This is a genomic window from Micromonospora sp. NPDC048887 (genome assembly GCF_040649715.1).
Lineage (GTDB): Bacteria > Actinomycetota > Actinomycetes > Mycobacteriales > Micromonosporaceae > Micromonospora.
Window position 1 is genome coordinate 288898 of record NZ_JBEZGA010000001.1, and the last position, 21116, is coordinate 310013.

The window sequence follows — 21116 nt, forward strand, 5'->3', positions numbered from 1 at the left end:
TCCTCACATGGTCAGTTCGGGGTGCAGCTTCGACGGGGTCAGCCGGCGGGACCGGCGGGCCGCGCCGACGGTGAGCGCCATCGCGCCCAGCCCGAACGCGAGCAGCACCAGCGCGGCCTCCACCACCGGGGCGGTCGTGCCGCCGTTGATGGTGTGGCGCAGGCCGTCCACCACGTACGTCATCGGCAGCCAGGGGTGGATGGCCTGGAAGAAGCCGGGCGAGGTCTGCACCGGGTAGGTGCCGCCGGAGGAGGTGAGCTGGAGCATCAGCAGCGCCAGCGCGGCCAGCCGCCCGGCCGGGCCGAGCGCCACGCCGAGCAATTGCATGATCGCGGTGAACGCCAGCGAGGTGAGGGCGAGCAGCCCGAATGTCGCCGGCCCGTGCCTCGGGTCGAGCCCGAGCGCCAGCGTGACCACCGTGTAGAGCACCGCGACCTGGGCCAGGCCGATGCCGGCGGCGGGGAGCCACCCGGCGAGCACGACCCGCCAGCCGGGCGCGCCGGACATCACGTGCCGCCGGTTGACCGGCCGCAACAGCATGTACGTGATCATCGCGCCGACCCAGAGCGCCAGCGACAGGAAGTACGGGGCGAAGCCCACGCCGTACGAGCCGGCCGGGTTCTGCGAGTCGCGGATCAGACCGACCGGGTCGCCGAGCACCTCGGCGCGACTGGCCGCGTCGTCGTACCCGGGAAGTTTCCGTTCGCCGGCGGCGAGCCCGTCGGCGAGCTCGCCCGCGCCGCCCTCCAGCCGGGTCAGCCCGTCGACCAGCCGGTTGCTGCCGCTGCCGAGCTGGGCCAGGCCGCCGTCGAGCTGGCGGGCCCCGCTGGAGAGCCGGTAGAGGCCGCCGCGCAACTGGTTCGCGCCGGTCGACGCGTCGCCGAGCCCGTCGCGGAGCTTGGCGCTGCCCTGCGCCAGCGTGGTCAGCCCGCCGGCCAGCTCGTTCACCTTGGCCCGGGCGGAGGCGACGTCGTCGGCCAGGTGCGGTGCGGCGGCGGCCACCTCGCGGGCGGTCCTGGCGACGTCTGTCATCTGCTGGCGCAGCGTGGCCATGTCGGTCTTGTTCAGCGCTGCCACCACTGAGCGCGCCTGGGTGACGGCCCGGTCGGCGGCCGTGCGGGCGGCGGCGAAGTTCGGGTCGTCGGCCAGCTCGGGATGTTCCTTCGCGACCGCGTCGAGCCGGTCGCGGACCTCCTCGGCGGTGGCGACCACCTCGGCGGCCTTGCCGGGTAGCGCGTCCAGCCCGGCGGCGAGCTGCTGCGCGCCGTCGGCGACGAGCGTGGCCGCCTTCTGGATCCGGTCGGCGTTGCGGCGCAGCACCGGCTCGTACTTGTCGGCGGCGGCGTTGACGGTGGCCGCCGCGGCCTTGGTCTCGGTGGCCGCGCGGCCGGCGCCGTCGGCGAGCTGGGCGGCGCCGGTACGCAACTGGTCGAGGCCCTTGGCGAGCTTGTCCGCACCCTGGACCGACTGGTTGAGTCCGCCGGCGAGCTGCCCGGCGCCGTCCTCGGCGTCACCGAGGCCGTCGGCGAGCTGGCCCGCACCCCGCTGGGAGCTGCCGAGCCCGTCGGCGATCTTCCCGGCGCCGTCGGCGGCGCGGCCGGTCTCGGCCTTGGCGTCGGTGAAGCCGATCAGCATCTTGTCGAAGTACGTGGCGGCGGTGCTCTGCGCGGCGGCGGCCCGGATCTCGCTGAACGCCGACCTGGCGAGCAGCCCGGAGAGGTAGTTGGTGGCGTCGTCGTTCACCACCTTCAGCTCGCCCTGCCGGGCCGGGCGGTCCGGTTCCGGGCCGGCGGCGAGGGTGGCGGAGAAGTCCTCCGGAATGGAGAAGACCAGGTGGTAGCGCCCGTCGCGCAGCCCCTTCGTGGCGTCGGCCTGGTCGGTGACGGTCCAGCCGAACACCTTGCGGTCGAGCAGCTTCTCGGTCAGGTCGCGGCCGGCGTGCACCTCGCTGCCGTCACCGGCGGTGGCCGGGCGGTCGGCGTTGACCAGGGCGACCGGGATCCGGTCCATCTTCCCGTAGGGATCCCAGAACGCGTACAGGTAGAGCGCGCCGTAGAGCAGCGGGACGATGGTGAGCACGGCCAGGGCGGCGCGCGGCAGCCGGCCCCGGGTCATCCGGCGCAGCTCGAACAGGGCGAGTCGCAGGACGCTCATGCAGGCACCTCGGCGGGTTCGGTGGGCACGGTCAGGACGGGGATCGGCGGCGCCGGATCGCCGATGCGGTGCACTGTGGCGGCCACTCCGGGTTCGACGGCGCGGGCGCTGGCGACCACGGCGTACCCCTGGCCGGCGAGGCGTTCCAGCGCGCCCCACATCCACTCCCGCTCGGGACGGTCGGCGCCGGCGTCCACGTCGTCGGCGACGATCAGGCTGGGGCCGCCGAGGCTGGCCAGCACCAGGCCGAGCACCTGCCGCTCGACCGGGGTGAGGTCGCGGCCGTACCGGTCGGGGTCCAGGGGCGCGTCGGTGAGTCCGGCACCGGCGATGGCGGCGGCGTAGGCGTCTCGGCGGTAGGCCCGGCGGGCCCGCACCGCCGCCACCGGGACCAGCCGGCGCCGGCGGCGCGGCACCGGGCCGAGCAGCAGCAGGCGTTCGGTGATGTGCTCGGCGACGGTGAGCGTCGGGTCGGGTTCGTGCACGCCCGCCACCTGGCCGAGCGCGGCCGGGCCCCGGCGGCGCAGCTCGCCGTGGTTGTGCGGGAAGCGCCCGGCCAGTGCGAGCAGCAGCGAGGTGCGCCCGCTGCCGGGCGGGCCGGTGACGGCGTGCAGCTCACCGCTCGCGGCGGTGAGGTCGACGTCCCAGTAGACCCAGCCCCGGCGGGTGCGCAGCCCCAGGCCGCTGGCCTCGACGATGTTCATCCCGCTCCCGAATTCTGAACTGACTAGTCAGTATAAAACATGCCCAGCATAACGCCGGGTGTCCGGTTCGGGACCTCTGGCGGGAGTGATCCTCAGAACAGCACTGTGGCGAGCGTGCCCACCGGGCGGAAGCCGCAGCGCTCGTAGACCCGCCGGGCGGGGAGGTTGAAGTCGTTGACGTAGAGACTCACTGTGGGCGCGACCCGGTCCAGCGCGTCGCGGACCACCGCGGCCATCGCGGCGGTGGCGATGCCCCGGCCGCGCCACTCCGGCGCCACCCAGACGCCCTGCACCTGCGCGGTCCGGCGGGTCACCACGGCAAGCTCCGCCTTGAAGACCACCCGCCCGTCGACGAAGCGGGCGTAGGCGCGGCCGGCGCGCACCAGCTCGGTCACCCGCCGCCGGTAGCCGCGCCCGCCGTCCTCGGCCAGCGGCGACACCCCGACCTCCTCGGTGTACATCGCCACCGCCGCCGGGAACAACCGGTCGACCTCGTTGCCGCGCACCCGGCGCACGTGCGGGTCGGGCGCCACGGCGGGCAGCGCGTCAGTCGCCAGCAGCGGCTGGTTCGGGCGTACGTCCCGAGCCGGTCCCCAGTGCGCGGAGAGGCGGTCCCAGAGCCCGAGCACCGCGTCGGCGCGGCCCACTATCGAGGAACAGAGCCGCTCCTCGGCGCTCAACTGGTCGGCGAACGCGGTCACCGCCGACTCGGACGCGAGCACCGGGGTCAGGTTGCCGCCCAGCCAGCAGATCGACTCCAGGTTGCGGCGGGCGCCGTAGCCGAGGATCCGCGCCTCGGCCCGCCACCACGCCAGCCCTCGTGCCGCCACCCGCTCGGCGACCTGCGCGCCGGCGTACGGGTCGAGATCGAGCAGCCGCTCGACCGCGCGGCGCTCCGACTCCCCCAGTTGGCGTACCGGCATCGTGAGCACGGTTACCAGCCTGCCAGATCCACCCCGGCACACGCGGCCCGACCGGGCACCCCGCTCAGGCGGCCGGCACCGGCAGCGGCTCGGGTACGGCCGGCCGGGTCCGGGCGGCCCACCGCACCACCGGCGGCACCAGCGCGCCGAGCAGCAGGAAGACCACGCCGAGCACCAGCCAGCCGGGCACGCCCCACCCGATCGCCAGCGTGGTCACCACCACCGGGGCGACCATCGAACCGAGTTGCATGCCCATGCCGTACGCGCCCTGGTACTGGCCGTGCGCGTGCGCCGGGGCCAGGCCGAAGGAGATGCCCCAGCCGGCCGCCGCGTGCCACAGCTCCCCCACGACGTGCACCAGCGCACCGGCCAGCAGCAGCGGCACCGCCACCGTCACCGGCACGCCGCCCCCGGCCGCGAACAGCACGCAGGCACCGGCGAGCAGGATGCCCGCCCGGCGGGCGGCCCGGCCCGCGCCGGTCAGGTCCTCGGTGCCCCGCGAGGCGCGGACCTGGAACAGGATCACCACCACCGTGTTGACGAGCAGGCAGACGGAGATCAGCCAGTTCGGCGCCGTGGTGTGCCCGGCGATCCACAGCGGCAGGGCGATGTTGATCAGCGAGAAGTGCATGGACATGAGCCCGTCCAGCACGGTGAAGGCGAGGAACGGGCGGTCCCGCAGCGCGATCAGCCGTGGCCCGTGCGCCGGGGCGGGCATCGGGGGCACGGGCGGGAGCCGCAGCAGCACCGCCGCCGCCAGCACATAGGTGGCGGCGTCGAGCAGGATCAGCGTGACGTACGCGCCGCGGGTGTCGGCTGCGAGCGCGAACCCGGCCAGCACCGTGCCCACCGAGATCCCGACGTTGGTGACCGCGCGGAGGTAGGCGCGGGTGCGTACCCGCTGGTCGGGCGGGACAGCACCGGCGATCAGCGCGCCCCGGGCGCCCCGCGTGCCCGCGTCGGCGACCGCCATCAGCACACCGACGACCAGGAAGCCGGCGAACGAGCGCACCGCGACCAGCGCGACGGTGCACCCGGCCGAGGCGAGCAGCGCGGCCAGCTGGAGCCCACGCGGGCCGAGGCGGTCGGCGAGGTAGCCCATCGGCGTGCTCGCCACCAGGCTGACCAGCGCGGTGAGCGTGAGCGCCACACCCACCTGGGCGACAGTGAGCCCGACCGACCGGGTGAGGAACAGCGCGCTGGCGGTGAGCCACGTGCCCCGCCCCACGGTGTTGACGAGCGTGGAGAGGGCGAGGGTCCGGGACGGGCCCGGCTCAGGAAGCAGGCGCACGCCAGAAGCTTAACAGTACGTACGTACGGTTTGCAGCCGAGTTCTGCGGGCGTCTTGTCCCTCTCCGCCATCCGCGCCGAGTCCGGGTGAGCACCGCTGCCGCGACGGCACACCGGCCGGACGGCGGCCGGCGTGCCGTCAGGCGCGGCGCGCGGTGAAGAGCAGGTACTCCCAGCGCATCACGCCGCCGTCCAGGTGCCGGGCGGCCAGGTCCGTCAGCGCGCGGTCGAGCCCGGCCGTGCGCTCCGGGTCGCCCGCGTTCGCCCGGTAGACCGCCACCGTGGGGCCGTAGTGGGTGGCGAAGAAGTCCCGGAACTGTCCCGGAGTCGCGAACCGGTTCACCACCACGGCGTCGCGCCCCAGCGTGAGCGCGTCCACCCGGTCGCCGAACAGCTCCCGGACGTGGTCCTCGTCGCCCCAGAGCGGGGGCGGCTGCGCGCCCGGCGGCGGTGGCGGCGCGTACGGCCGCATGGCCGCGAACAACTGGCCCACGAAGCCCTCCGGAGTCCAGTTGACCAGGCCGATCGTGCCGCCCGGCCGGCACACCCGCAGCACCTCGTCGGCGGCGACCCGGTGCCGGGGCGCGAACATCACGCCCACACAGGACAGGACCGCGTCGAACGCGGCGTCGGCGTACGGCAGCGCCTCCGCGTCCGCCTCCTCCCAGGCCAGCGTCAGGCCCTCCCGCTCGGCCGACGCCCGCCCGACCGCGAGCAGCTCCGGGGTGAGGTCACTGGCCACCACCTCCGCACCGGCCCGGGCCGCCGGCACCGCCGCGTTGCCGGTCCCGGCCGCCACGTCCAGCACCCGCATGCCCGGCGCCACCCGTGCCGCCCGGACCAGCGTCGCCCCCAACTGCGGGATCACCTGCGCGGCCACGGCGGAGTAGTCGCCCATCGCCCACATCGCGCGGTGCCGGGCCTTCACCCCCGCGTCCCGCTCCCGTTCCTCGATCATCAGTCGCTCCTCACCTGTCGTCTCTGCCAGGGACGCTAGGCAGCGGACGACCCGGCCCCCAGTACGAGATCTGTACCGCTTCCGACAGGCAGCTGGCCGGACCTTCGAGCCGGGCGTAGCGTGCCCGCCATGGGGGCCTCCTACCACCAGTTCTGCCCCGTGGCGAAGGCCATGGAACTGCTCGACGAACGGTGGACGCTGCTCGTGATCCGGGAGCTGGTAAGCGGCTCGGAACGCTTCAACGAGCTGCGCCGGGGACTGCCCCGGATGTCGCCCACACTGCTGTCCCGCCGGCTGCACCAGCTCGTCCGCGCCGGGGTGGTGGAGCGGCGGGTCGACGGCGCCGGCGTGCGCTACGTCCCGACCGCCGCCGGGCGCGAGCTGCGGCCCGTGCTGGAGGCGCTCGGCGCCTGGGGCGTGCGCTGGATCGGCGAGCTGGGCGACGCCGACCTGGACCCGAAGCTGCTGCTGTGGGACATGCACCGGCACGTCGACCACGACGCGGTCCCGCCGGGGCGTACCGTCGTGCGGTTCCGCTTCCGGGACGTGCCGGCGGCGCAGAGCGACTGGTGGATGGTGATCGCCGGAGGTGAGGCCGACGTCTGCGACGTCGACCCCGGGCACGACGTGACGGTGACCGTCACGGCGGACCTGCGCGCCCTGGTCCAGGTCTGGCTGGGCGACCTGGAGTGGGCTGCGGCGCTGCGCGGCGGCGCGGTGGAGGTCACCGGGCCGGAGGCGCTGCGGCGCGCCGCGCCCGGCTGGTTCACCCTCTCCCCCTTCGCCGCCGTGCCCCGGCCCTGAGACGGCGCGTGCGGCCGTCCCCGAGGGGAACGGCCGCACGGCGACGCGGAAGTGGATCAGTGCACGGTGACTGTGGCGCCGCCGGGCACCAGGTCGCGCAGTTCCTCGGGGATCTCGGCGCCCATCTCGTCGGCGATCCGCAGCGCCTCCTCGATCAGCGTCTCCACGATCTGCGCCTCGGGCACGGTCTTGACGACCTTGCCCTTGACGAAGATCTGGCCCTTGCCGTTGCCCGAGGCCACACCGAGGTCGGCCTCCCGGGCCTCACCCGGGCCGTTCACCACGCAGCCCATGACCGCGACGCGCAGCGGCACCGGCAGGCCCTCCAGACCGGCGGTGACCTCCTCGGCCAGCTTGTAGACGTCGACCTGTGCCCGGCCGCAGGACGGGCAGGAGACGATCTCCAGGCCGCGCTCACGCAGGCCCAGCGACTCCAGGATCGCGGCGCCGACCTTGATCTCCTCGACCGGCGGGGCGGACAGCGACACGCGGATGGTGTCCCCGATCCCCTCGGCCAGCAGCGCGCCGAACGCCACCGCCGACTTGATCGTGCCCTGGAACGCCGGGCCCGCCTCGGTGACGCCGAGGTGCAGCGGGTAGTCGCACTTCTCGGCCAGGAGCCGGTACGCGCGGATCATCACCACCGGGTCGTTGTGCTTGACCGAGATCTTGATGTCCCGGAAGCCGTGCTCCTCGAACAGCGAGCACTCCCACAGCGCCGACTCCACAAGCGCCTCGGCGGTGGCCTTGCCGTACTTGGCCAGGAGGCGCTTGTCCAGCGAGCCGGCGTTGACGCCGATCCGGATCGGCACGCCCGCGTCGCCCGCGGCCCGCGCGATCTCCTTGACCTTGTCGTCGAACTGCCGGATGTTGCCCGGGTTCACCCGCACCGCGGCGCAGCCGGCGTCGATCGCCGCGAAGACGTACTTCGGCTGGAAGTGGATGTCGGCGATCACCGGGATCTGCGACTTGCGCGCGATCGCGGGCAGCGCCTCGACGTCGTCCTGCGACGGCACCGCGACCCGGACGATCTGGCAGCCGGACGCGGTCAGCTCGGCGATCTGCTGGAGCGTGGCGTTGACGTCGGCGGTGAGGGTGGTGGTCATGGACTGCACCGAGACCGGCGCGCCACCACCGACCGGCACCGAACCGACCATGATCTGGCGGCTGGCCCGGCGCGGGGCCAGCGGCGGCGGCGGTACGGGGGGCATACCGAGACTGACAGCGGTCACTTCAGGCACTCACCTTGAGAAGAGCGTGATGGGGTTGATGACATCAGCGGTGATGGTCAGCAGCGTGAACGCGCCACCGATCAGGATCACCGCGTACGTGAAGGGCATGAGTTTGAGGTAGTCGACGCGGCCGGGGTCGGTGCGGCCGATGCGCGCGTAGAGCCAGGACCGCGCCCGTTCGAACCAGGCGATGGCGATGTGGCCGCCGTCCAGCGGCAGCAGCGGCAGCAGGTTGAACACGCCGATGAAGAAGTTCAGCGACACGAAGAGCATGAAGAACACCATCCAGGCGTTGTTCTCCACGGCCTCGCCGCCGAGCCGGCTCGCGCCGACCACGCTGATCGGGGTGTCCATGTCGCGCTCGCCGCCGGTGATCGCGTTCCACAACGCGGGCACCTTCTGCGGGATGCGCTGCATGGCGTGGGCCGTCTGCACCGCCATGTTGCCGGTGAAGTCGGCGGTGGCGCCGAACGCGGCGATCGGGCCGTACTCCACCCGGGTCGGGGTGCTGGGCGAGAGCGCCACGCCGAGCGCGGAGACCGACGAGGTGGCCCCCTTCGGGTCGTTCAGCGGCGGGCGCTGCACCGCGGCCAGGTCGACCTTGGCGTCCTGCGACCGGCCGTCGCGCACGAAGGTGACGGTGGCCGTGCCGGGCGGGGTGGCGCGGACCACGTCCTGCATGTCGCCCCAGGTGGAGACCGGCTTGCCGTTCACCGCGGTGATCCGGTCGCCGTCCTTCAGCTGGGCCCGCGCGGCCGGGCTGGCCGGGTCGCCGGACTCGCAGGCGCGCACCTTGTCCACCGTGACGCACGGCGTGAGGGCGACCACCGCCGGCTCGGCCCGGTAGCCGGCCTCGGTGCTGGGGAACTTCGGGTTCGGCAGCCCGACCGACACCGCGATGATCCAGAGCGCGATCAGGGCCAGGGCGAAGTGGGTGATCGAGCCGGCGGACATCACGATCGTCCGCTTCCACACCGGGTAGCGCCACATGGCGCGCTTCTCGTCACCCGGCTCGACGTCGTCGTCCTGCGGCGTCATCCCGACGATCTTGCAGAAGCCGCCGAGCGGGATGCCCTTGACGCCGTACTCGGTCTCGCCCCGCCGGAACGACCACAGCGTCGGGCCGAAGCCGACGAAGTAGCGCGTGACCTTCATCCCGAACGCCTTGGCGGTCAGCATGTGACCCGCCTCGTGCAGGCTCACCGAGATGAGAATCGCCAGGGCGAACAGCACCACCCCGAGCAGATAGCTCATCGAGCTCCTTCCCCCGACCCGACGATGATCTCCTGGGCGTGCGCCCGTGCCCACGACTCGGCGGCGAGCACGTCCTCGACGGTACCCGGTTCGTCGAAATCGGGAGCGTCCTCCAGCACTCGCTGGAGGGTGTCGACGATGCCGAGGAACGGCAGCCGACCCGCGACGAACGCGGCCACGCACTCCTCGTTCGCCGCGTTGTAGATCGCCGGACGGCAGCGCCCGGCCTCACCCGCCGCCTTGGCCAGCGCCACCGCCGGGAACGCCGCGTCGTCGAGCGGGAAGAACTCCCAGGTGTGGGCGGTGGTCCAGTCGACCGCCGCGGCGGCGGCGGGTACGCGGTCCGGCCAGCCGATGCCCAGCGCGATGGGTAGCCGCATGTCCGGCGGGCTGGCCTGGGCGAGCGTGGAGCCGTCGGTGAACTCGACCATCGAGTGGATCACCGACTGCGGGTGGACCATCACCTCGATGTCGGCGTACGGCACGTCGAACAACTCGTGCGCCTCGATCACCTCCAGCGCCTTGTTGACCATCGTGGCGGAGTTGATCGTGACGACCGGGCCCATGTTCCAGGTCGGGTGCGCCAGCGCCTGCTCCGGCGTGACCGCTGTCAGCTCGTCGCGCCGCCGCCCCCGGAACGGGCCGCCGCTGGCGGTGACCACCAGCCGCCGCACCTCGCCCCGGGCGCCGCCACGCAGACACTGCGCCAGCGCCGAGTGCTCACTGTCAACAGGAACGATCTGGCTGTGACCCGGATGTCGCGAGAGCGCGGCCTTGACCAGCGGGCCGCCGGCCACCAGGGACTCCTTGTTGGCCAGGGCGAGGGTACGCCCGGCGTGCAGCGCGGCCAGCGTCGGCGGCAGGCCCAGCGAGCCGACCACGCCGTTGAGGACCACGTCGCACGGCCACTGCGCCAACTCGGTCATCGCGTCCGGACCGGCCACGATCTTGGGCAGCTTGAAGTCGCCGGTGGCCCAGCCACGCCGGCTCGCCTCCGCGTAGAACGCGAGCTGGAGATCCTGCGCGGCGGACGCGCGGGCCACGCCGACCGCCTCCACGCCCAGCTCCAGGGCCTGCGTGGCGAGCAGTGCCACGTTGCCGCCACCCGCGCCCAGCGCCACCACCCGGAAGCGGTCCGGGTTGCGCTTGACGATGTCGATGGCCTGGGTGCCGATCGAGCCGGTCGAACCGAGCAGCACGAGATCTCGGGGAGTGGTCACCGGCCCATTGTTCCCCAGCGCCTCACCCCGGTTCGTCCCGGAGTGCCCGGCGGCATGATCGACTCCACTTCACCGAGGTGGCGGCATCAGCGGCGCCGCGATGCCACCACTTCGGCGAATCGGTGTTGATCACGCCTGGGGTGCCTCCTCGTCGAGCAGGTCGGCCGGATCGACGCTGAACTCGAACGGCTCCCGCATCACGAACGTCGTACCGGCCGCCGCGGCCGCCAGCGGCCGGTACTCACCCTCAGCCAGTTCGTAGAGGGCGAGCGCCGGCACCCGGTTGCGCAGGTCGACCCGGAGGAAGTACGGCACACCGGCGGCCGCGTACTCCCGTGGCCGGTCGATCACGTCCTTGCGCCGGCTGCCGGGCGACACGATCTCACCGAGGAGCACGGCCTGGCCGATGTCGACGGCGGATCGACCACCGCCCGAGGACCGCAGCACGGCGATGTCGGGGATGAACAGATCCTTGCCGGAAACCAGGTTGATCTCGGGGTAGACCCAGAGCCCGCTGCGCCGGGCGGCCCGGTGCAGCCGATACGGCAACTCGCGTTCGACCGACTGATGGTCGATGCCGGCATGTGGTGTCACGATCACGCTTCCGCTCAGGACCTCGACCTTCGGGCCGTTGGTCTCCGGCAGGAGATCGAGAGCGAGCTGCGCGGTCCAGGGCTCGTCGCGCCAGCGGAGCACGTCGAACGACGGCTCGGCCGGCTGCGGCGCCGGCTCGGGCGCGAATGCGGCCTGGGCCATCAGGCTCACCCCCTCAGCGGATAATCGTGCTACCACTCACCCTAGCGGCGCTGTCCCGTTCCGCCCTGCTCGCACACGTTGTCCGTCCCCTCCCGGCCATCACCACCGCGTACACCCTCGGGGTGCCGGTGGCGAACTCGCGCGCCCACAGGCCCCATCGACCGGCGTACGGCGCTCAGCGCTCCCGCCACAGCCGACCCGATCGCACGCCTCGGCCGGGGTCGGTCATCCGCCCGTGGCGCACGTGCGGCTGGCGCTGCAGGACGAGGCTACGGAGACACGATCGTCCTGTCGGGCGCGGTGAGGTGCTCCAGGTGCCCCAACGGCAGGTGCGGGGGCTGCCACTCCAGGAACATCGCGGTGGCGTCGTCGTCGAGCTGGTCCTGCTGGTAGGCGAGGACGGCGCGCACCAGCCGGCGCATCGTCTCGGGGCTGGGCAGCCGGTCGTTGAGGGCACGCTCGACGAAGTCGACAAGTCGGTCCAGCCCGAACCGTTCACCGTCGTCGCCCCGGGCGTCGGTGATGCCGTCGGTGTAGGCGAGGACGCGGTCGCCCGGGTGTAGCGCCTCCTCGTGCGCCCGCGGACGCCGCGTCGACAGGTTGCCCAGCCCGAGCGGCAGCGCGGTCGGCCCGGGCAGTGCCCGGACGGCCTTGCCGTCCCGCAGCAGCATGGCGCCGGGGTGGCCGGCGTTGATGATCCGCAGCAGGCCGGTCCGCCGGTCGAGTTCGGCGAGCAGCGCGGTCGCGAACATGCCGGGGTGTTCGGAGCGGACCCACCTGTCGATGCTGATCGCCGTGTCGATCAGGTCGAGACCGGTGCGCCGGGCGTTGCGGTACGCGCTGACCACGAGCGAGGCCATCGCGCTCGCCTTGATCCCGTGCCCGCAGGTGTCGAAGAGCCCGACGCTGAGCACGTCGCCGTTGAGCGCGTAGTCGAAGATGTCCCCGCCGACGTCGTAACACGGTTCGAGAACGGCGGTGACCACCAGGTCGTCCGTCGCGAAGGTCAACGGCGGCAGCAGCCCCCACACGATCTCGGCGGCGACCTGCATCGGCAGGCGGCGGCGGATCCGTTCCACGACGTCGCCGTAGAGCCGGCGGTTCACCAGGACCTGGGCGACGGCGACCGCCACCTCCCAGGCCGGCCGGTCCAGCGCGGGGTCGCTGGCGCGCGACGACACGATCTCCAGCGCGCCCAGCCGTTCGCAGCCGAGCAGCAGTGGCACCCAGAGCCGGTCCGGGTGGTCGGGAGCGCGCTGCACCTGGAGGCCGGTGAACGCCCGACCGGCCAGCGTCGTCTCGATCGTGAGCTCGTCCCGAGGCGCGCCCGCGCCGACCAGGGGTACGAGCGAGGACTGTGTGTAGTCGGCCAGGTAGATCACCATGTCGGTGGCCCCGATGGCGGGAGCGACCCGGTTCACCAGGAGCGACAGGTCGTCCGGACCACCCCGGGCGGCGTTGAGGTGCAGCCAACGCGCCGCGTCGCCACCGTCGACCATCCGCGCCTCCCCCGTGTCTCCACCACCGTAGGAGGCCGAGGGCGAACTGCCAACGGCGCGGCTCAGGTCGGGCGTTCCAGGACGAACGTCTCCAGTTCGGCGCCGCCGTACCAGTCGGTGCGCACACCCACGTGCGTCATGCCGAGCCGCCGGGCCACCGCCATCGACGGGTCGTTCCCGGCCATCACCACCGCGTACACCCTCGGGGATCCGGCGGCGAACTCGCGCTCCAGCACCGCACGGGCCGCCTCGGTCGCGTAGCCGTTGCCCTGGGCGTCCGGGTGCAGATGCCAGCCGACCTCGATGTCGTCGGTCAGGGTGACGCCGTCACGTCCCGGCAGCGGCTTGAGCAGGACGCTCCCCGCCACCGGCCCACCGTCGCGCGGCTCGACCGCCCACAGACCCCAGCGACCGGCGTACGGCGCCCAGCGCTCCCGCCACGACCGGACCCGCTCGCACGCCTCGGCCGGGTTGGTCATCCGGCCCTTGCCGCCGCCCAGCCAGCGCATCACCTCGTCCCGGGAGTAGATGTCGTAGACCCGGGCCAGGTCGTCCGGCGACTCGGTCCAGTCGCGCAGCACCAGCCGGTCGGTCGTGGCGATCGTCATGCCGCCGGATCGTAATGCGTGGCGCGGTGCCGTACGGGGAACGACAGGGCGATGGGCGACGGGTGGGAGCGGACGAAGCGGATCACGGCTGCGGCGTTCCGGCCGGTCCGCGGCCGGGACCTGTCCCTGCACGCCGCCGCGATCACCTTCTACGGCGCGATCGCCGTGGTGCCGGTGGCACTGCTGGCGATCTGGCTGACCGGGCTGCTCGCCGGAGCGGACCGGGTGCGGCGGCTGACCGGGTACGCGATCGACACGCTGCCCACCGAGATCGGCGCGAACCGGGCGGTGGCCGCGCTCGTCGAGGCCGGGCTGGGGCTGACCCCGCTGCTGGCGCTGGCCTCGCTGCTGCCCGCCTCGCTGTACGGGGAAGGGCTGCGCCGCGCGTTCGTCTCGGTGGCCGAACCGCGCGCCGAGTCCGGTGCGCTGGTCGGCTGGCGGGGCCGGCTGCTGCTGCTCCCGCTGCTGGCACCGGCCCCGGCGCTGCTGCTGTCGATCCTGCTGGCGCTGCCGCTGACCACCCGGCTGGTGCGCCAGGGCGGCTGGCTCGGCGCGCTCGGCGTGGTGTTGTCGTTCCTGGCGGTGTGGCTGGTGCTCACACCGGTGCTGATCTGGGTGTTCCGGGTGGTCGGCCCGGCCTCGCCGGACTGGCTCTCCACAGTCGGCCTGGGCTCGTTCACGGCCGCGAACCTGTCCGGCTTCCTGCACGGGTTCGTGCTGTTCTGCTCGCTGCCGCTGGACCTTGGCGTGCCGTTCGGCGGCTTCGACGAGATCGGCGGCGGCGTGGCGGTGCTGCTCTGGCTCTACCTGTTCCACGTGATCGTGCTGTCCGGCTACTCGGCCACGCTGGCGGCGAGCCGGTGGCGGGCCGCCCGGGTGGCGGCCCGCGCCTGACGGCTGCGGTCAGCGCCGGAACGGGCCGCGCACCTCGTACGTGATGCCGCCGGTGCCGGCCCGGGCGCCGCTGGCGCCGCGTTGCGAGGAGAAGTAGAGCCGGCTGCCGTCCGGGGAGAACGCCGGACCGGTGATCTCCGACTCGGACTGCCCGAGCAGCCGCAGGAACGGAGCCACCACACCGGCCGGCGTGATCACGTTGATCTCCATGTTGCCGCCGTCCTCGGCCACGTAGAGGTCACCGCCCGGGGTGCCGGTGATGTTGTCCACCCCGGTCAGGGGCGCGGCACCGGCCGGCACCAGCGAGTCGTCGTACGCGAGGTCGAGCCGCTGGTTCGCCGCGTCGTACGCCCACACCCGGTTGTCGCCCTTCGTGGTGAACCAGCAGGTGCCGTCGGCGTACCAGCAGCCCTCGCCGCCGTCGAACTCCTGCGCCGCGCCCACCTGGAAGCGGGTGGGCACCGGGAACCCGTCGCGGTCCGGCAGGTCCCGCCAGGTCACCGGGCCGGTCACCTGGCCGTCCGGGGCGCAGAGCACCTGGACCTTGCCGGTACGCAGGTCACCCCAGGTGTCCGGGACGAAGCGGTAGAAGCAGCCGTCCGGCTCGTCCTCGGTCAGGTAGACCACCCGCCGCACCGGGTCACAGGCCGCCGCCTCGTGCTTGAAGCGGCCCATCCGGGTCCGCTCCTCGCCAGAGCGGCCGCCCTCCGGCCACGTCTCGAACACCCGGCCCAGCGGCACCTCCTCGCAGGACAGCCACGTCCCCCACGGGGTCGGCCCGCCGGCGCAGTTGACGTTGGTGCCGCCGAGGATCCGGTACGCGGCGGCGATCGTGCCGTCGGCGGCGAACCGCACCGCCGAGGCACCGCCGACGAGCGGGACCTCGGAGTTGGAGACGTAGATCCAGCCGTCGCCGGACGGGAAGCAGGCGCCGCCGTCGGGCGCCGGGTGCCAGGTGTACGAGGTGCCGGCGACCCGCTGCCCGGAACGCGCGATCACCCGGCTGGTGAAGCCCGCCGGCAACTGGAGGCCGTTGGCGTCGGCGGCGAGCAGGTCGCCGTACGGGCCGGCGCCGGGCTGGGCGGGCTGGGCCGGGGCGGCCGCGGCGGCCCAGAGACCACCGGCGAGAGCGGCGGCGCCACCGGCGGCGGTGGCACGCAGGACGGTACGACGATCCATCGGGGGGTGACCTTCCCGGAGGCGGTGGGTGTCTCCTCGACGGTAGAACGGAAACGCATCGACCGCCGCCACTACAGGGTGAACGACTGGTGACGGCGCTCCGGGGTCAGAGGCTCTCGACGTACCGCTTGGCGTCGGCCAGCGACATGTGCGTGTGCTCCCGTACCACCTTGATCGCCTGGATCTTCTTCCCCCGGTGCAGCAGCCGCGCGGCCTCGGCCCGCACCGCCTCGTCAACGCCCTTTCCGGGCGCCGGGGCGCCGGGCGGCCAGGTGCCGCCGGCCGCCAGCGCGTCCACCGCCCGCTTCGCGTCCAGCAGCGACAGCCCGGTCTGCTCGCGCATCACCTTGACCGCCTCGACCTGACGACCCGCGTGGATCAGGCGGAGCACCTCGGCCTGCCCGCCGGCGGGACGATCAGCGGCGACCAGATCCCGGGGACGGTCGCGCCGCAGCACGAGCAGGAGGAGGAGCACCACCACGACGAGCGCCACCGCGAGCGCGACCTGGACAGCCGGGGACATGCCGGGAACGGTAGCGCCCCGCCGCGAGCCCTCCCGCCGGGGTCCCGCCGCAGTTACGCTCCGATCCTATGAGCGACGCGAGTGAGCTGCCGTCCCGCGCCGACGTCGTGGTGGTCGGCGCCGGGCACAACGGCTTGGTCTCGGCGATCCTGCTGGCCCGCGCCGGCCTGGACGTGCTGGTGCTGGAGGCGTCAGGCGTGATCGGCGGGGCGACCCGCACCGAGAACCCGTTCCCGAAGGTGCCGGGGCTGCGTCACTCCACCGGGTCGTACCTGCTCGGGCTGATGCCGCCGGAACTGCTGGCCACGCTGGACGTGAGCATCCCGGTGCTGCGCCGCGACCCGCACTACTTCCTGCCCACGCCGGGTGGGCTCGGCTCGCCGTACCTGCTGGCCGGCAGCGACGTGGCGGCGAGCCGGCGGCAGCTCGCGGAGATGTTCTCCCCCGCCGACGTCGCCGCCGACGACGCGCTGCACGCCGAGCTGGCCCAGCTACGGGAGGACCTCGCCCCGGCGTGGCTGGCCGAGCCGCTGCCGGTCGAGGAGACCGCCGAACGCTACGTGCGGCCCGCGCTGCGGCGGGTCTTCGTCGACCTGGTGCGCAGCTCGGTCGCCGACCACCTGGCCCGCTTCGACTTCCGCTCCGAGCTGCTGGTCAGCATGTACGCGGTCACCGACGGCCTGTCCGGGCTCAACGCCGGGCCGGACGACCCCGGCACCGGCCACAACTTCCTGGTCGGCAACTATGGCAAAATGTCGACATGGCTTCCCCCTTGCAGAGCGGGCCCACCGGCCCCGTGACCGCCGTTTATGTACGCATCTCGATTGACACTGAGGTGTCCGTCAGCCTTGAGGCTCAGGAAGCGGAGTGCTTGGCCCTCTGTGAGCGCAACGGCTGGACTGATGTTGAGGTGTACCGGGATGAGTCCCGGTCGGCTAGTAACGCTCAGAAGGTGCGGCCCGCGTACCGGCAAATGGTTGCCGACGTGAAAGCGGGCAAGGTGGCCCGGATTGTGTTCCGTGATGATGACCGGCTAGTGCGGCAGCCTATCGAGCTTGAGCAGCTTATTTACGTTCTTGAGGAACGGGGCGTGCCGCTGTATTTCGCCCACGGCAGCCTGTTGGATTTAACCACCCCGGAAGGCCGGGTTGCGGCCCGTATGGGTGCCGCTATGGCTCGCCTTGAGGTTGAGAAGAAAAGCAAGCGGCAGAAGTCTTCTAACCGGCAGCGTGTCGCCAACGGTTCCCCGGTGGGCACCGTTCGGCCGTTGGGTTACCAGCGGGCCCGTAAAGACGGGGTTGCCACGTTCACGATTGTTCCGGCGGAAGCGGAAGCTATCCGGTGGGCGGCTGAGCATGTCCGCGCCGGGGGAACGCTGATGAGTGTTGCCCGGGAATGGACGGCCCGGGGAATCATGACCCCTAAGACGGGGAAGCCGTATACGTGGATGGCTGTTAAGGGTGCGCTGACGAACCCGTATCTTGCGGCGAGGATCGCCTACCAACCCACCAGCATTCTCACGGCCGGTCAGTCTGACCGGGCCCCTAAGTACCGGGTTGAAACTGTCCCCGGCAATTGGGAACCCATCCTGTCGTACCAGGAATGGACGGACCTTGTCGCGCACGTTACCCGGGTCCGTCAGGCCACGGGTAACAACGTGAAATACCTGGGTGGCGGTATCTACGTTTGCGGCATGTGCGGGCAGCCTGCCCGCAACAATTGGACCCGTACCCGCACCGGGGCTAAGAAGCGTGTCTACCGTTGCGCTGAGAAGTGTTGGCAGCTTCGGGCGGAACAGATTGACGCTTACGTGACGGCTACCGTGGTTGAAATGCTGACGGCTGAGGATTTGGGCCAGGGTGGCGACCAGGGGCCCACGGTTGACCGGGAAGCGTTGGACGCTGAGCGGCGGGAGCTTGAGGGGGAGCTAACCGCGCTTATGGATATGTTCAACCGGCGGGCCCTCACGGTGTCTCAGCTTGAGCAGGGCAATAAGCGAATCCTTGCCCGGTTGGCTGAGATCCAAGACGCGCTAGCGGAGCCTGAGCCGGGGGCGTTGCCGGAGAGTGTGCCGGTGACGGTAGAGCAGTTTGAGGCTTTGACTATTGAGCAGCGGCGCATGCTGGTTAAGGCTGTCACTGGCTCTGTACGTATCTTCCCGGCCGGAAACGTTGTGCTTCCGCCTACGGCGGTTTACGTGCACATCTATGACCGGCGGGGACGGTTGCGGCCGTTGCCGACCGGGCCGGATGAGTACGCGGTGTTCCAGCGTCAGGCGGAGCACGCTAAACGGTACGGGAGAGCGGTTGACTAAACCGCCTCAGAGGTTCTGAGAGCCGTTGAACGGCCCCGGCGGGTAGTCAGGTACCCCCGGGGCTTTTTCGTGCCCCAGGGAGGCTTACAGGGCTTTCCCGTTTACACGCTGCCGCCGGGGACTGTTACAGCCGTGGGATGCTTGACGGCTGCCAGGATTCCCGAGCGTTGGGGGCCCGTATTCTGTGACCGCAACGGCCCAACTGCGGGGCCTTGTGTAACAGGTTTTGGGCGAGTTTTCGGCCGTTTCCCCTGCTCACAGTTGGTTGTGATCGGAGTCACTCCTGCAACCATCCGGTTTTACATCCAGACATATACGGGTGAGGTGCCGATTTAATGCGGCACCCGTGAGGGGCCCACATGGGCCCTTTCTTTGTTTCAACGTCCAACAGGCTTGGCTACCGCCATGCCTCAAGCAAGCAAGGGAGATAGTTGATGCTTACGTTCGGAACCCTGCTCGGTCTGTCCCTGGGGTTGATTATCGGCCTGCTGTTCGGGGTGCTGTTGATGCTGCATGTCACCCGCCCTGAGCGCACCTACTACGCCTTTAGGGCCGACTGCGTTAAGGGGGTTCGCCGTGGCGACCGTTGAGCGGTTCACCAACGAAACCCGCCGGTGCCCGGTGTGCCGGGAAAGGTTGCACGTTTACCTGTTCGCCTACCGGAACCGTAGGACCGGTGAGCGGGATTTCTCCCGCTGCCTGCCCTGTAAAAGCGCTGAGGGGGTCAAGTGACTGAGGAAATGATGGCGCTGCTGCGTCGGCTGGTTGTCGCCACCGAGGAAGGGAACGCGCTTAAGCGTATTGAGATGCGCCGCCGGGGGTTGCTGCCGGATGACGGCCGACCCCCTAAGCGGTAACAGCGGGAAGGTAGCAAGCAAGCATGAGAGAACCGACGTGCCCGCATGGCACTAAAACACTTTCCCCCCGGGGAGACTTTTGGAACTGCCCGGCTATCGGGATGGGTTCATGTCCGCCGGAACCGGTGAACGAGGCTGCCACTGGTGCCACCGGGCACCAGGAGGTGACCACTACGACCGGGGCCCCGGCGGGGGGCCCTGCGGTTCCCGGGGTGGTCGAGGGGAAGCCAACCCGGAAGCCACCCACGGGACCACCGAGGATGCGCGGTGACTGGCGTATCCGGTGGCGGCAAGCCGTGATGTTGGCTAAGCGGCCCAACGGCCGGGGGTTGACCATGACGGCGCTTAGGGCTGCCGTCGCTATCTCTGATTCGTTCGCTGACAAGCCGGTGCCGCCGCCTACACGCGGCACATGGGTTTCTCAGGATGAGTTGGTGCGCCGTACCGGTCTGTATGACCGGAAGGAGTTTAAGAGCGGCTACCGGGAGTTGGTTGATGCCGGGTTGTTGCGGGTGCTGACCGGCAATCAGGCGGAAGCGCACGTTGCCGCCGCAATGGGTGACAGCTACGACGCTGGCAAGCGTCCTCAAAACCGAACCGTTTACATTCCCCTACTTCCCGAAAGCTAGGGGGGTCACCACCCCCCTAGGGAGGGGGGGTCACCACCCCCCGGGTGGGGGGGGTAAAGGAGGGGGGGTGGTCACCCCGCCATATCTCTCTAAAGAGAGAGGGAACCTCTAACGAGGTTCCTACTAGCTATAAACCAAAAAGGGGCCTAACGGCCCCGTCTGTATAGCGAACTACGTTCGCAGCTTCGCTCTCAGCCTGACGGCTGACGCTCGCTATGCCGGGGTGGAAGTGAAACGACAACCACGGCTTAACAGGTTGCTTCGCTTGAGGCTACGCAACCTTTAACCCACCCAGGGAACGGCAGAGCCTAGCTCTGCCTACTACTACGGCAACCCTTGAGGGGTTGCCTACTACTGGCAACACCTATTCAACCCACCCAGGAACACTAAGAAAGAGTTCCGCGTTGATCTTGAAGGGGGTGGGAAGCTATCAGCTTCAACACCTGCACTAAGTGCCGGAAGCTAATCCCGATGGGCACCGGCTCACGGTGCCCGGGATGCAAACCTAAGCCGTTCGCTGGTGTGCAACGGCCGTACGCCTACAGCCGCAGCCACCCGCCGGAATGGTACGGCCCTAGGGCTAGACGCATGCGTGCCGCTTTCCTGGCAGCTAACCCGAGGTGCCATGAGTGCGGCGCACACGCCACGCACGTTGACCACACAATCCCGGTCAGTTCCCGGCCGGATCTGTTGATGGACGTAGACAACTGGCGTCCGCACTGTGCCACCTGTTCGGCACGGCAGGGTGCCAGGATCGCTAACAGCCGACGGAATAGCGGCAACAGTAAGCGGCCTTCCGCGCGACCTGACCCGTACTCACCAGACGTGCTGTAAAACCCGCTGAGACGCACGGAGAGCGCCTAACAGACGCGGCGTAGGGAATGGGTAGGGTCGGCCGGTACGGGCCCTCAGAATGGCTTACAGCGGGCTACCTTGTACGCGGGCACCAGCGGACCGGCCCCGCCGGGGGTTATCCGAAACTTTCCCGCACTTTCCCATAGTCCCAGCTCCCCACCCGCATTTTTGTGGGCGTGACTTCGTGACATTCGCGTCACGTTCTGGCGCTATCCGGGGCCTGAGCTGGGGAAACGCGAAAGCAACTGTGACAACTGCCGTGACATTCGCTGTCACGTTTTCAGCAAGCAAGGAGGTTTGCCATTCACAACTTCAAGAAGTGTCGTGTCTGCGGTTCCCCGGTCAGGGGCAACCGCTTTTATTGCCCTGAGATGGAGTGTCAGCGTCGCGCGGCGGCTGACAGGAAAGCGCGTAGCCGTGCCGGTGTGTCTAAGCCTCACCGGCCACCCCCGGCCGTAGGTGA

General features: G+C 71.0%; 19 protein-coding genes and 1 pseudogene. 7 read left to right on the forward strand and 13 right to left on the reverse strand.

All coding sequences use genetic code 11. The features are described 5' to 3' along the window. Positions 1-3: 3 nt before the first annotated feature. The 5 genes from AB0C17_RS01335 to AB0C17_RS01355 form a co-directional block, all read right to left on the reverse strand. On the reverse strand, positions 4-2154 hold the full coding sequence (locus AB0C17_RS01335; protein WP_357476213.1) for a YhgE/Pip domain-containing protein: 2151 nt from the start codon (positions 2152-2154) through the stop codon (positions 4-6). Next, the gene (locus AB0C17_RS01340; RefSeq protein WP_357476215.1) at positions 2151-2858 is read right to left on the reverse strand and encodes an ATP-binding cassette domain-containing protein; all 708 of its coding nucleotides are present in this window, start codon (positions 2856-2858) and stop codon (positions 2151-2153) included. The genes AB0C17_RS01335 and AB0C17_RS01340 overlap by 4 nt, the downstream gene beginning before the upstream one ends. Before the next feature lie 92 nt (positions 2859-2950). Beyond that, complete coding sequence (locus tag AB0C17_RS01345) at positions 2951-3790, reverse strand: GNAT family N-acetyltransferase (RefSeq protein WP_357382381.1); 840 nt, start codon at positions 3788-3790, stop codon at positions 2951-2953. Between the two features lie 55 nt (positions 3791-3845). Further along, positions 3846-5072 carry an MFS transporter gene (locus AB0C17_RS01350; protein WP_357382379.1) on the reverse strand — a complete coding sequence of 409 codons (1227 nt, stop codon included), beginning with the start codon at positions 5070-5072 and terminating at the stop codon, positions 3846-3848. 138 nt (positions 5073-5210) lie between these two features. Beyond that, positions 5211-6029 (reverse strand): methyltransferase domain-containing protein, encoded by an 819-nt coding sequence (locus AB0C17_RS01355; RefSeq protein WP_357476217.1) that lies wholly within the window; start codon positions 6027-6029, stop codon positions 5211-5213. A 129-nt stretch (positions 6030-6158) separates the two neighbouring features. Here AB0C17_RS01355 and AB0C17_RS01360 point away from each other — a divergent pair, with 129 nt between their 5' ends. Continuing rightward, complete coding sequence (locus tag AB0C17_RS01360) at positions 6159-6833, forward strand: helix-turn-helix domain-containing protein (RefSeq protein WP_357467309.1); 675 nt, start codon at positions 6159-6161, stop codon at positions 6831-6833. A gap of 56 nt (positions 6834-6889) precedes the next feature. On the opposite strand, the gene ispG is transcribed toward AB0C17_RS01360, so the two are convergent. From ispG to AB0C17_RS01390, 6 genes are all read right to left on the reverse strand, one after another. Then, positions 6890-8065 (reverse strand): flavodoxin-dependent (E)-4-hydroxy-3-methylbut-2-enyl-diphosphate synthase, encoded by a 1176-nt coding sequence (gene ispG, locus AB0C17_RS01365; protein WP_216932527.1) that lies wholly within the window; start codon positions 8063-8065, stop codon positions 6890-6892. Between the two features lie 9 nt (positions 8066-8074). Beyond that, positions 8075-9319 (reverse strand): site-2 protease family protein, encoded by a 1245-nt coding sequence (locus AB0C17_RS01370; RefSeq protein WP_357382372.1) that lies wholly within the window; start codon positions 9317-9319, stop codon positions 8075-8077. Next, on the reverse strand, positions 9316-10539 hold the full coding sequence (gene dxr, locus AB0C17_RS01375) for a 1-deoxy-D-xylulose-5-phosphate reductoisomerase (RefSeq protein ID WP_357382370.1): 1224 nt from the start codon (positions 10537-10539) through the stop codon (positions 9316-9318). The genes AB0C17_RS01370 and dxr overlap by 4 nt, the downstream gene beginning before the upstream one ends. A gap of 129 nt (positions 10540-10668) precedes the next feature. After that, a complete protein-coding gene (locus tag AB0C17_RS01380; protein ID WP_357382368.1) occupies positions 10669-11295 on the reverse strand; it encodes a Uma2 family endonuclease in 627 nt (208 codons plus the stop codon). 269 nt (positions 11296-11564) lie between these two features. Next, entirely contained in the window at positions 11565-12794 is a 1230-nt protein-coding gene (locus AB0C17_RS01385) for a PP2C family protein-serine/threonine phosphatase (RefSeq protein WP_357476218.1), read from the reverse strand. Between the two features lie 62 nt (positions 12795-12856). Beyond that, complete coding sequence (locus AB0C17_RS01390; RefSeq protein ID WP_357382364.1) at positions 12857-13402, reverse strand: GNAT family N-acetyltransferase; 546 nt, start codon at positions 13400-13402, stop codon at positions 12857-12859. Between the two features lie 51 nt (positions 13403-13453). Here AB0C17_RS01390 and AB0C17_RS01395 point away from each other — a divergent pair, with 51 nt between their 5' ends. After that, positions 13454-14296: a YhjD/YihY/BrkB family envelope integrity protein gene (locus tag AB0C17_RS01395; RefSeq protein ID WP_357382362.1), complete on the forward strand. Its 843-nt coding sequence runs from the start codon at positions 13454-13456 to the stop codon at positions 14294-14296. Between the two features lie 9 nt (positions 14297-14305). Here AB0C17_RS01395 and AB0C17_RS01400 read toward each other — a convergent pair whose 3' ends face one another. Both AB0C17_RS01400 and AB0C17_RS01405 read right to left on the reverse strand, forming a co-directional pair. Then, positions 14306-15475, reverse strand: a complete 1170-nt coding sequence (locus tag AB0C17_RS01400; RefSeq protein ID WP_357382360.1) for an alkaline phosphatase PhoX — start codon at positions 15473-15475, stop codon at positions 14306-14308. Positions 15476-15581: 106 nt separating this feature from the next. Continuing rightward, on the reverse strand, positions 15582-15998 hold the full coding sequence (locus AB0C17_RS01405; RefSeq protein ID WP_357382358.1) for a 50S ribosomal protein L7/L12: 417 nt from the start codon (positions 15996-15998) through the stop codon (positions 15582-15584). Between the two features lie 68 nt (positions 15999-16066). Here AB0C17_RS01405 and AB0C17_RS01410 point away from each other — a divergent pair. The 5 genes and pseudogenes from AB0C17_RS01410 to AB0C17_RS01430 form a co-directional block, all read left to right on the forward strand. Further along, a pseudogene (locus tag AB0C17_RS01410) lies at positions 16067-16930 on the forward strand (NAD(P)-binding protein); the annotation flags it as partial. Then, on the forward strand, positions 16834-18312 hold the full coding sequence (locus AB0C17_RS01415; protein ID WP_357476220.1) for a recombinase family protein: 1479 nt from the start codon (positions 16834-16836) through the stop codon (positions 18310-18312). The pseudogene AB0C17_RS01410 and the gene AB0C17_RS01415, both read left to right, overlap by 97 nt. A gap of 434 nt (positions 18313-18746) precedes the next feature. After that, positions 18747-18902, forward strand: a complete 156-nt coding sequence (locus AB0C17_RS01420; RefSeq protein ID WP_357476222.1) for a hypothetical protein — start codon at positions 18747-18749, stop codon at positions 18900-18902. A 527-nt stretch (positions 18903-19429) separates the two neighbouring features. Beyond that, complete coding sequence (locus tag AB0C17_RS01425) at positions 19430-19798, forward strand: hypothetical protein (protein ID WP_357476224.1); 369 nt, start codon at positions 19430-19432, stop codon at positions 19796-19798. A 588-nt stretch (positions 19799-20386) separates the two neighbouring features. Then, positions 20387-20632, forward strand: coding sequence for an HNH endonuclease signature motif containing protein (locus tag AB0C17_RS01430; protein WP_357476227.1), 246 nt, complete (start codon positions 20387-20389; stop codon positions 20630-20632). The last annotated feature ends 484 nt before the right edge of the window (positions 20633-21116 follow it).

Excerpts from the sequence above, each read along its gene's own strand:
- AB0C17_RS01335 (WP_357476213.1), bottom strand. The coding sequence starts at position 2,154 with ATGAGCGTCCTGCGACTCGCCCTGTTCGAGCTGCGCCGGATGACCCGG.
- AB0C17_RS01340 (WP_357476215.1), bottom strand. The coding sequence starts at position 2,858 with ATGAACATCGTCGAGGCCAGCGGCCTGGGGCTGCGCACCCGCCGGGGC.
- AB0C17_RS01355 (WP_357476217.1), bottom strand. The coding sequence starts at position 6,029 with ATGATCGAGGAACGGGAGCGGGACGCGGGGGTGAAGGCCCGGCACCGC.
- AB0C17_RS01360 (WP_357467309.1), top strand. The coding sequence starts at position 6,159 with ATGGGGGCCTCCTACCACCAGTTCTGCCCCGTGGCGAAGGCCATGGAA.
- AB0C17_RS01370 (WP_357382372.1), bottom strand. The coding sequence starts at position 9,319 with ATGAGCTATCTGCTCGGGGTGGTGCTGTTCGCCCTGGCGATTCTCATC.
- AB0C17_RS01380 (WP_357382368.1), bottom strand. The coding sequence starts at position 11,295 with ATGGCCCAGGCCGCATTCGCGCCCGAGCCGGCGCCGCAGCCGGCCGAG.
- AB0C17_RS01385 (WP_357476218.1), bottom strand. The coding sequence starts at position 12,794 with ATGGTCGACGGTGGCGACGCGGCGCGTTGGCTGCACCTCAACGCCGCC.
- AB0C17_RS01390 (WP_357382364.1), bottom strand. The coding sequence starts at position 13,402 with ATGACGATCGCCACGACCGACCGGCTGGTGCTGCGCGACTGGACCGAG.
- AB0C17_RS01395 (WP_357382362.1), top strand. The coding sequence starts at position 13,454 with ATGGGCGACGGGTGGGAGCGGACGAAGCGGATCACGGCTGCGGCGTTC.
- AB0C17_RS01400 (WP_357382360.1), bottom strand. The coding sequence starts at position 15,475 with ATGGATCGTCGTACCGTCCTGCGTGCCACCGCCGCCGGTGGCGCCGCC.
- AB0C17_RS01405 (WP_357382358.1), bottom strand. The coding sequence starts at position 15,998 with ATGTCCCCGGCTGTCCAGGTCGCGCTCGCGGTGGCGCTCGTCGTGGTG.
- AB0C17_RS01420 (WP_357476222.1), top strand. The coding sequence starts at position 18,747 with ATGCTTACGTTCGGAACCCTGCTCGGTCTGTCCCTGGGGTTGATTATC.
- AB0C17_RS01425 (WP_357476224.1), top strand. The coding sequence starts at position 19,430 with ATGCGCGGTGACTGGCGTATCCGGTGGCGGCAAGCCGTGATGTTGGCT.
- AB0C17_RS01430 (WP_357476227.1), top strand. The coding sequence starts at position 20,387 with ATGCGTGCCGCTTTCCTGGCAGCTAACCCGAGGTGCCATGAGTGCGGC.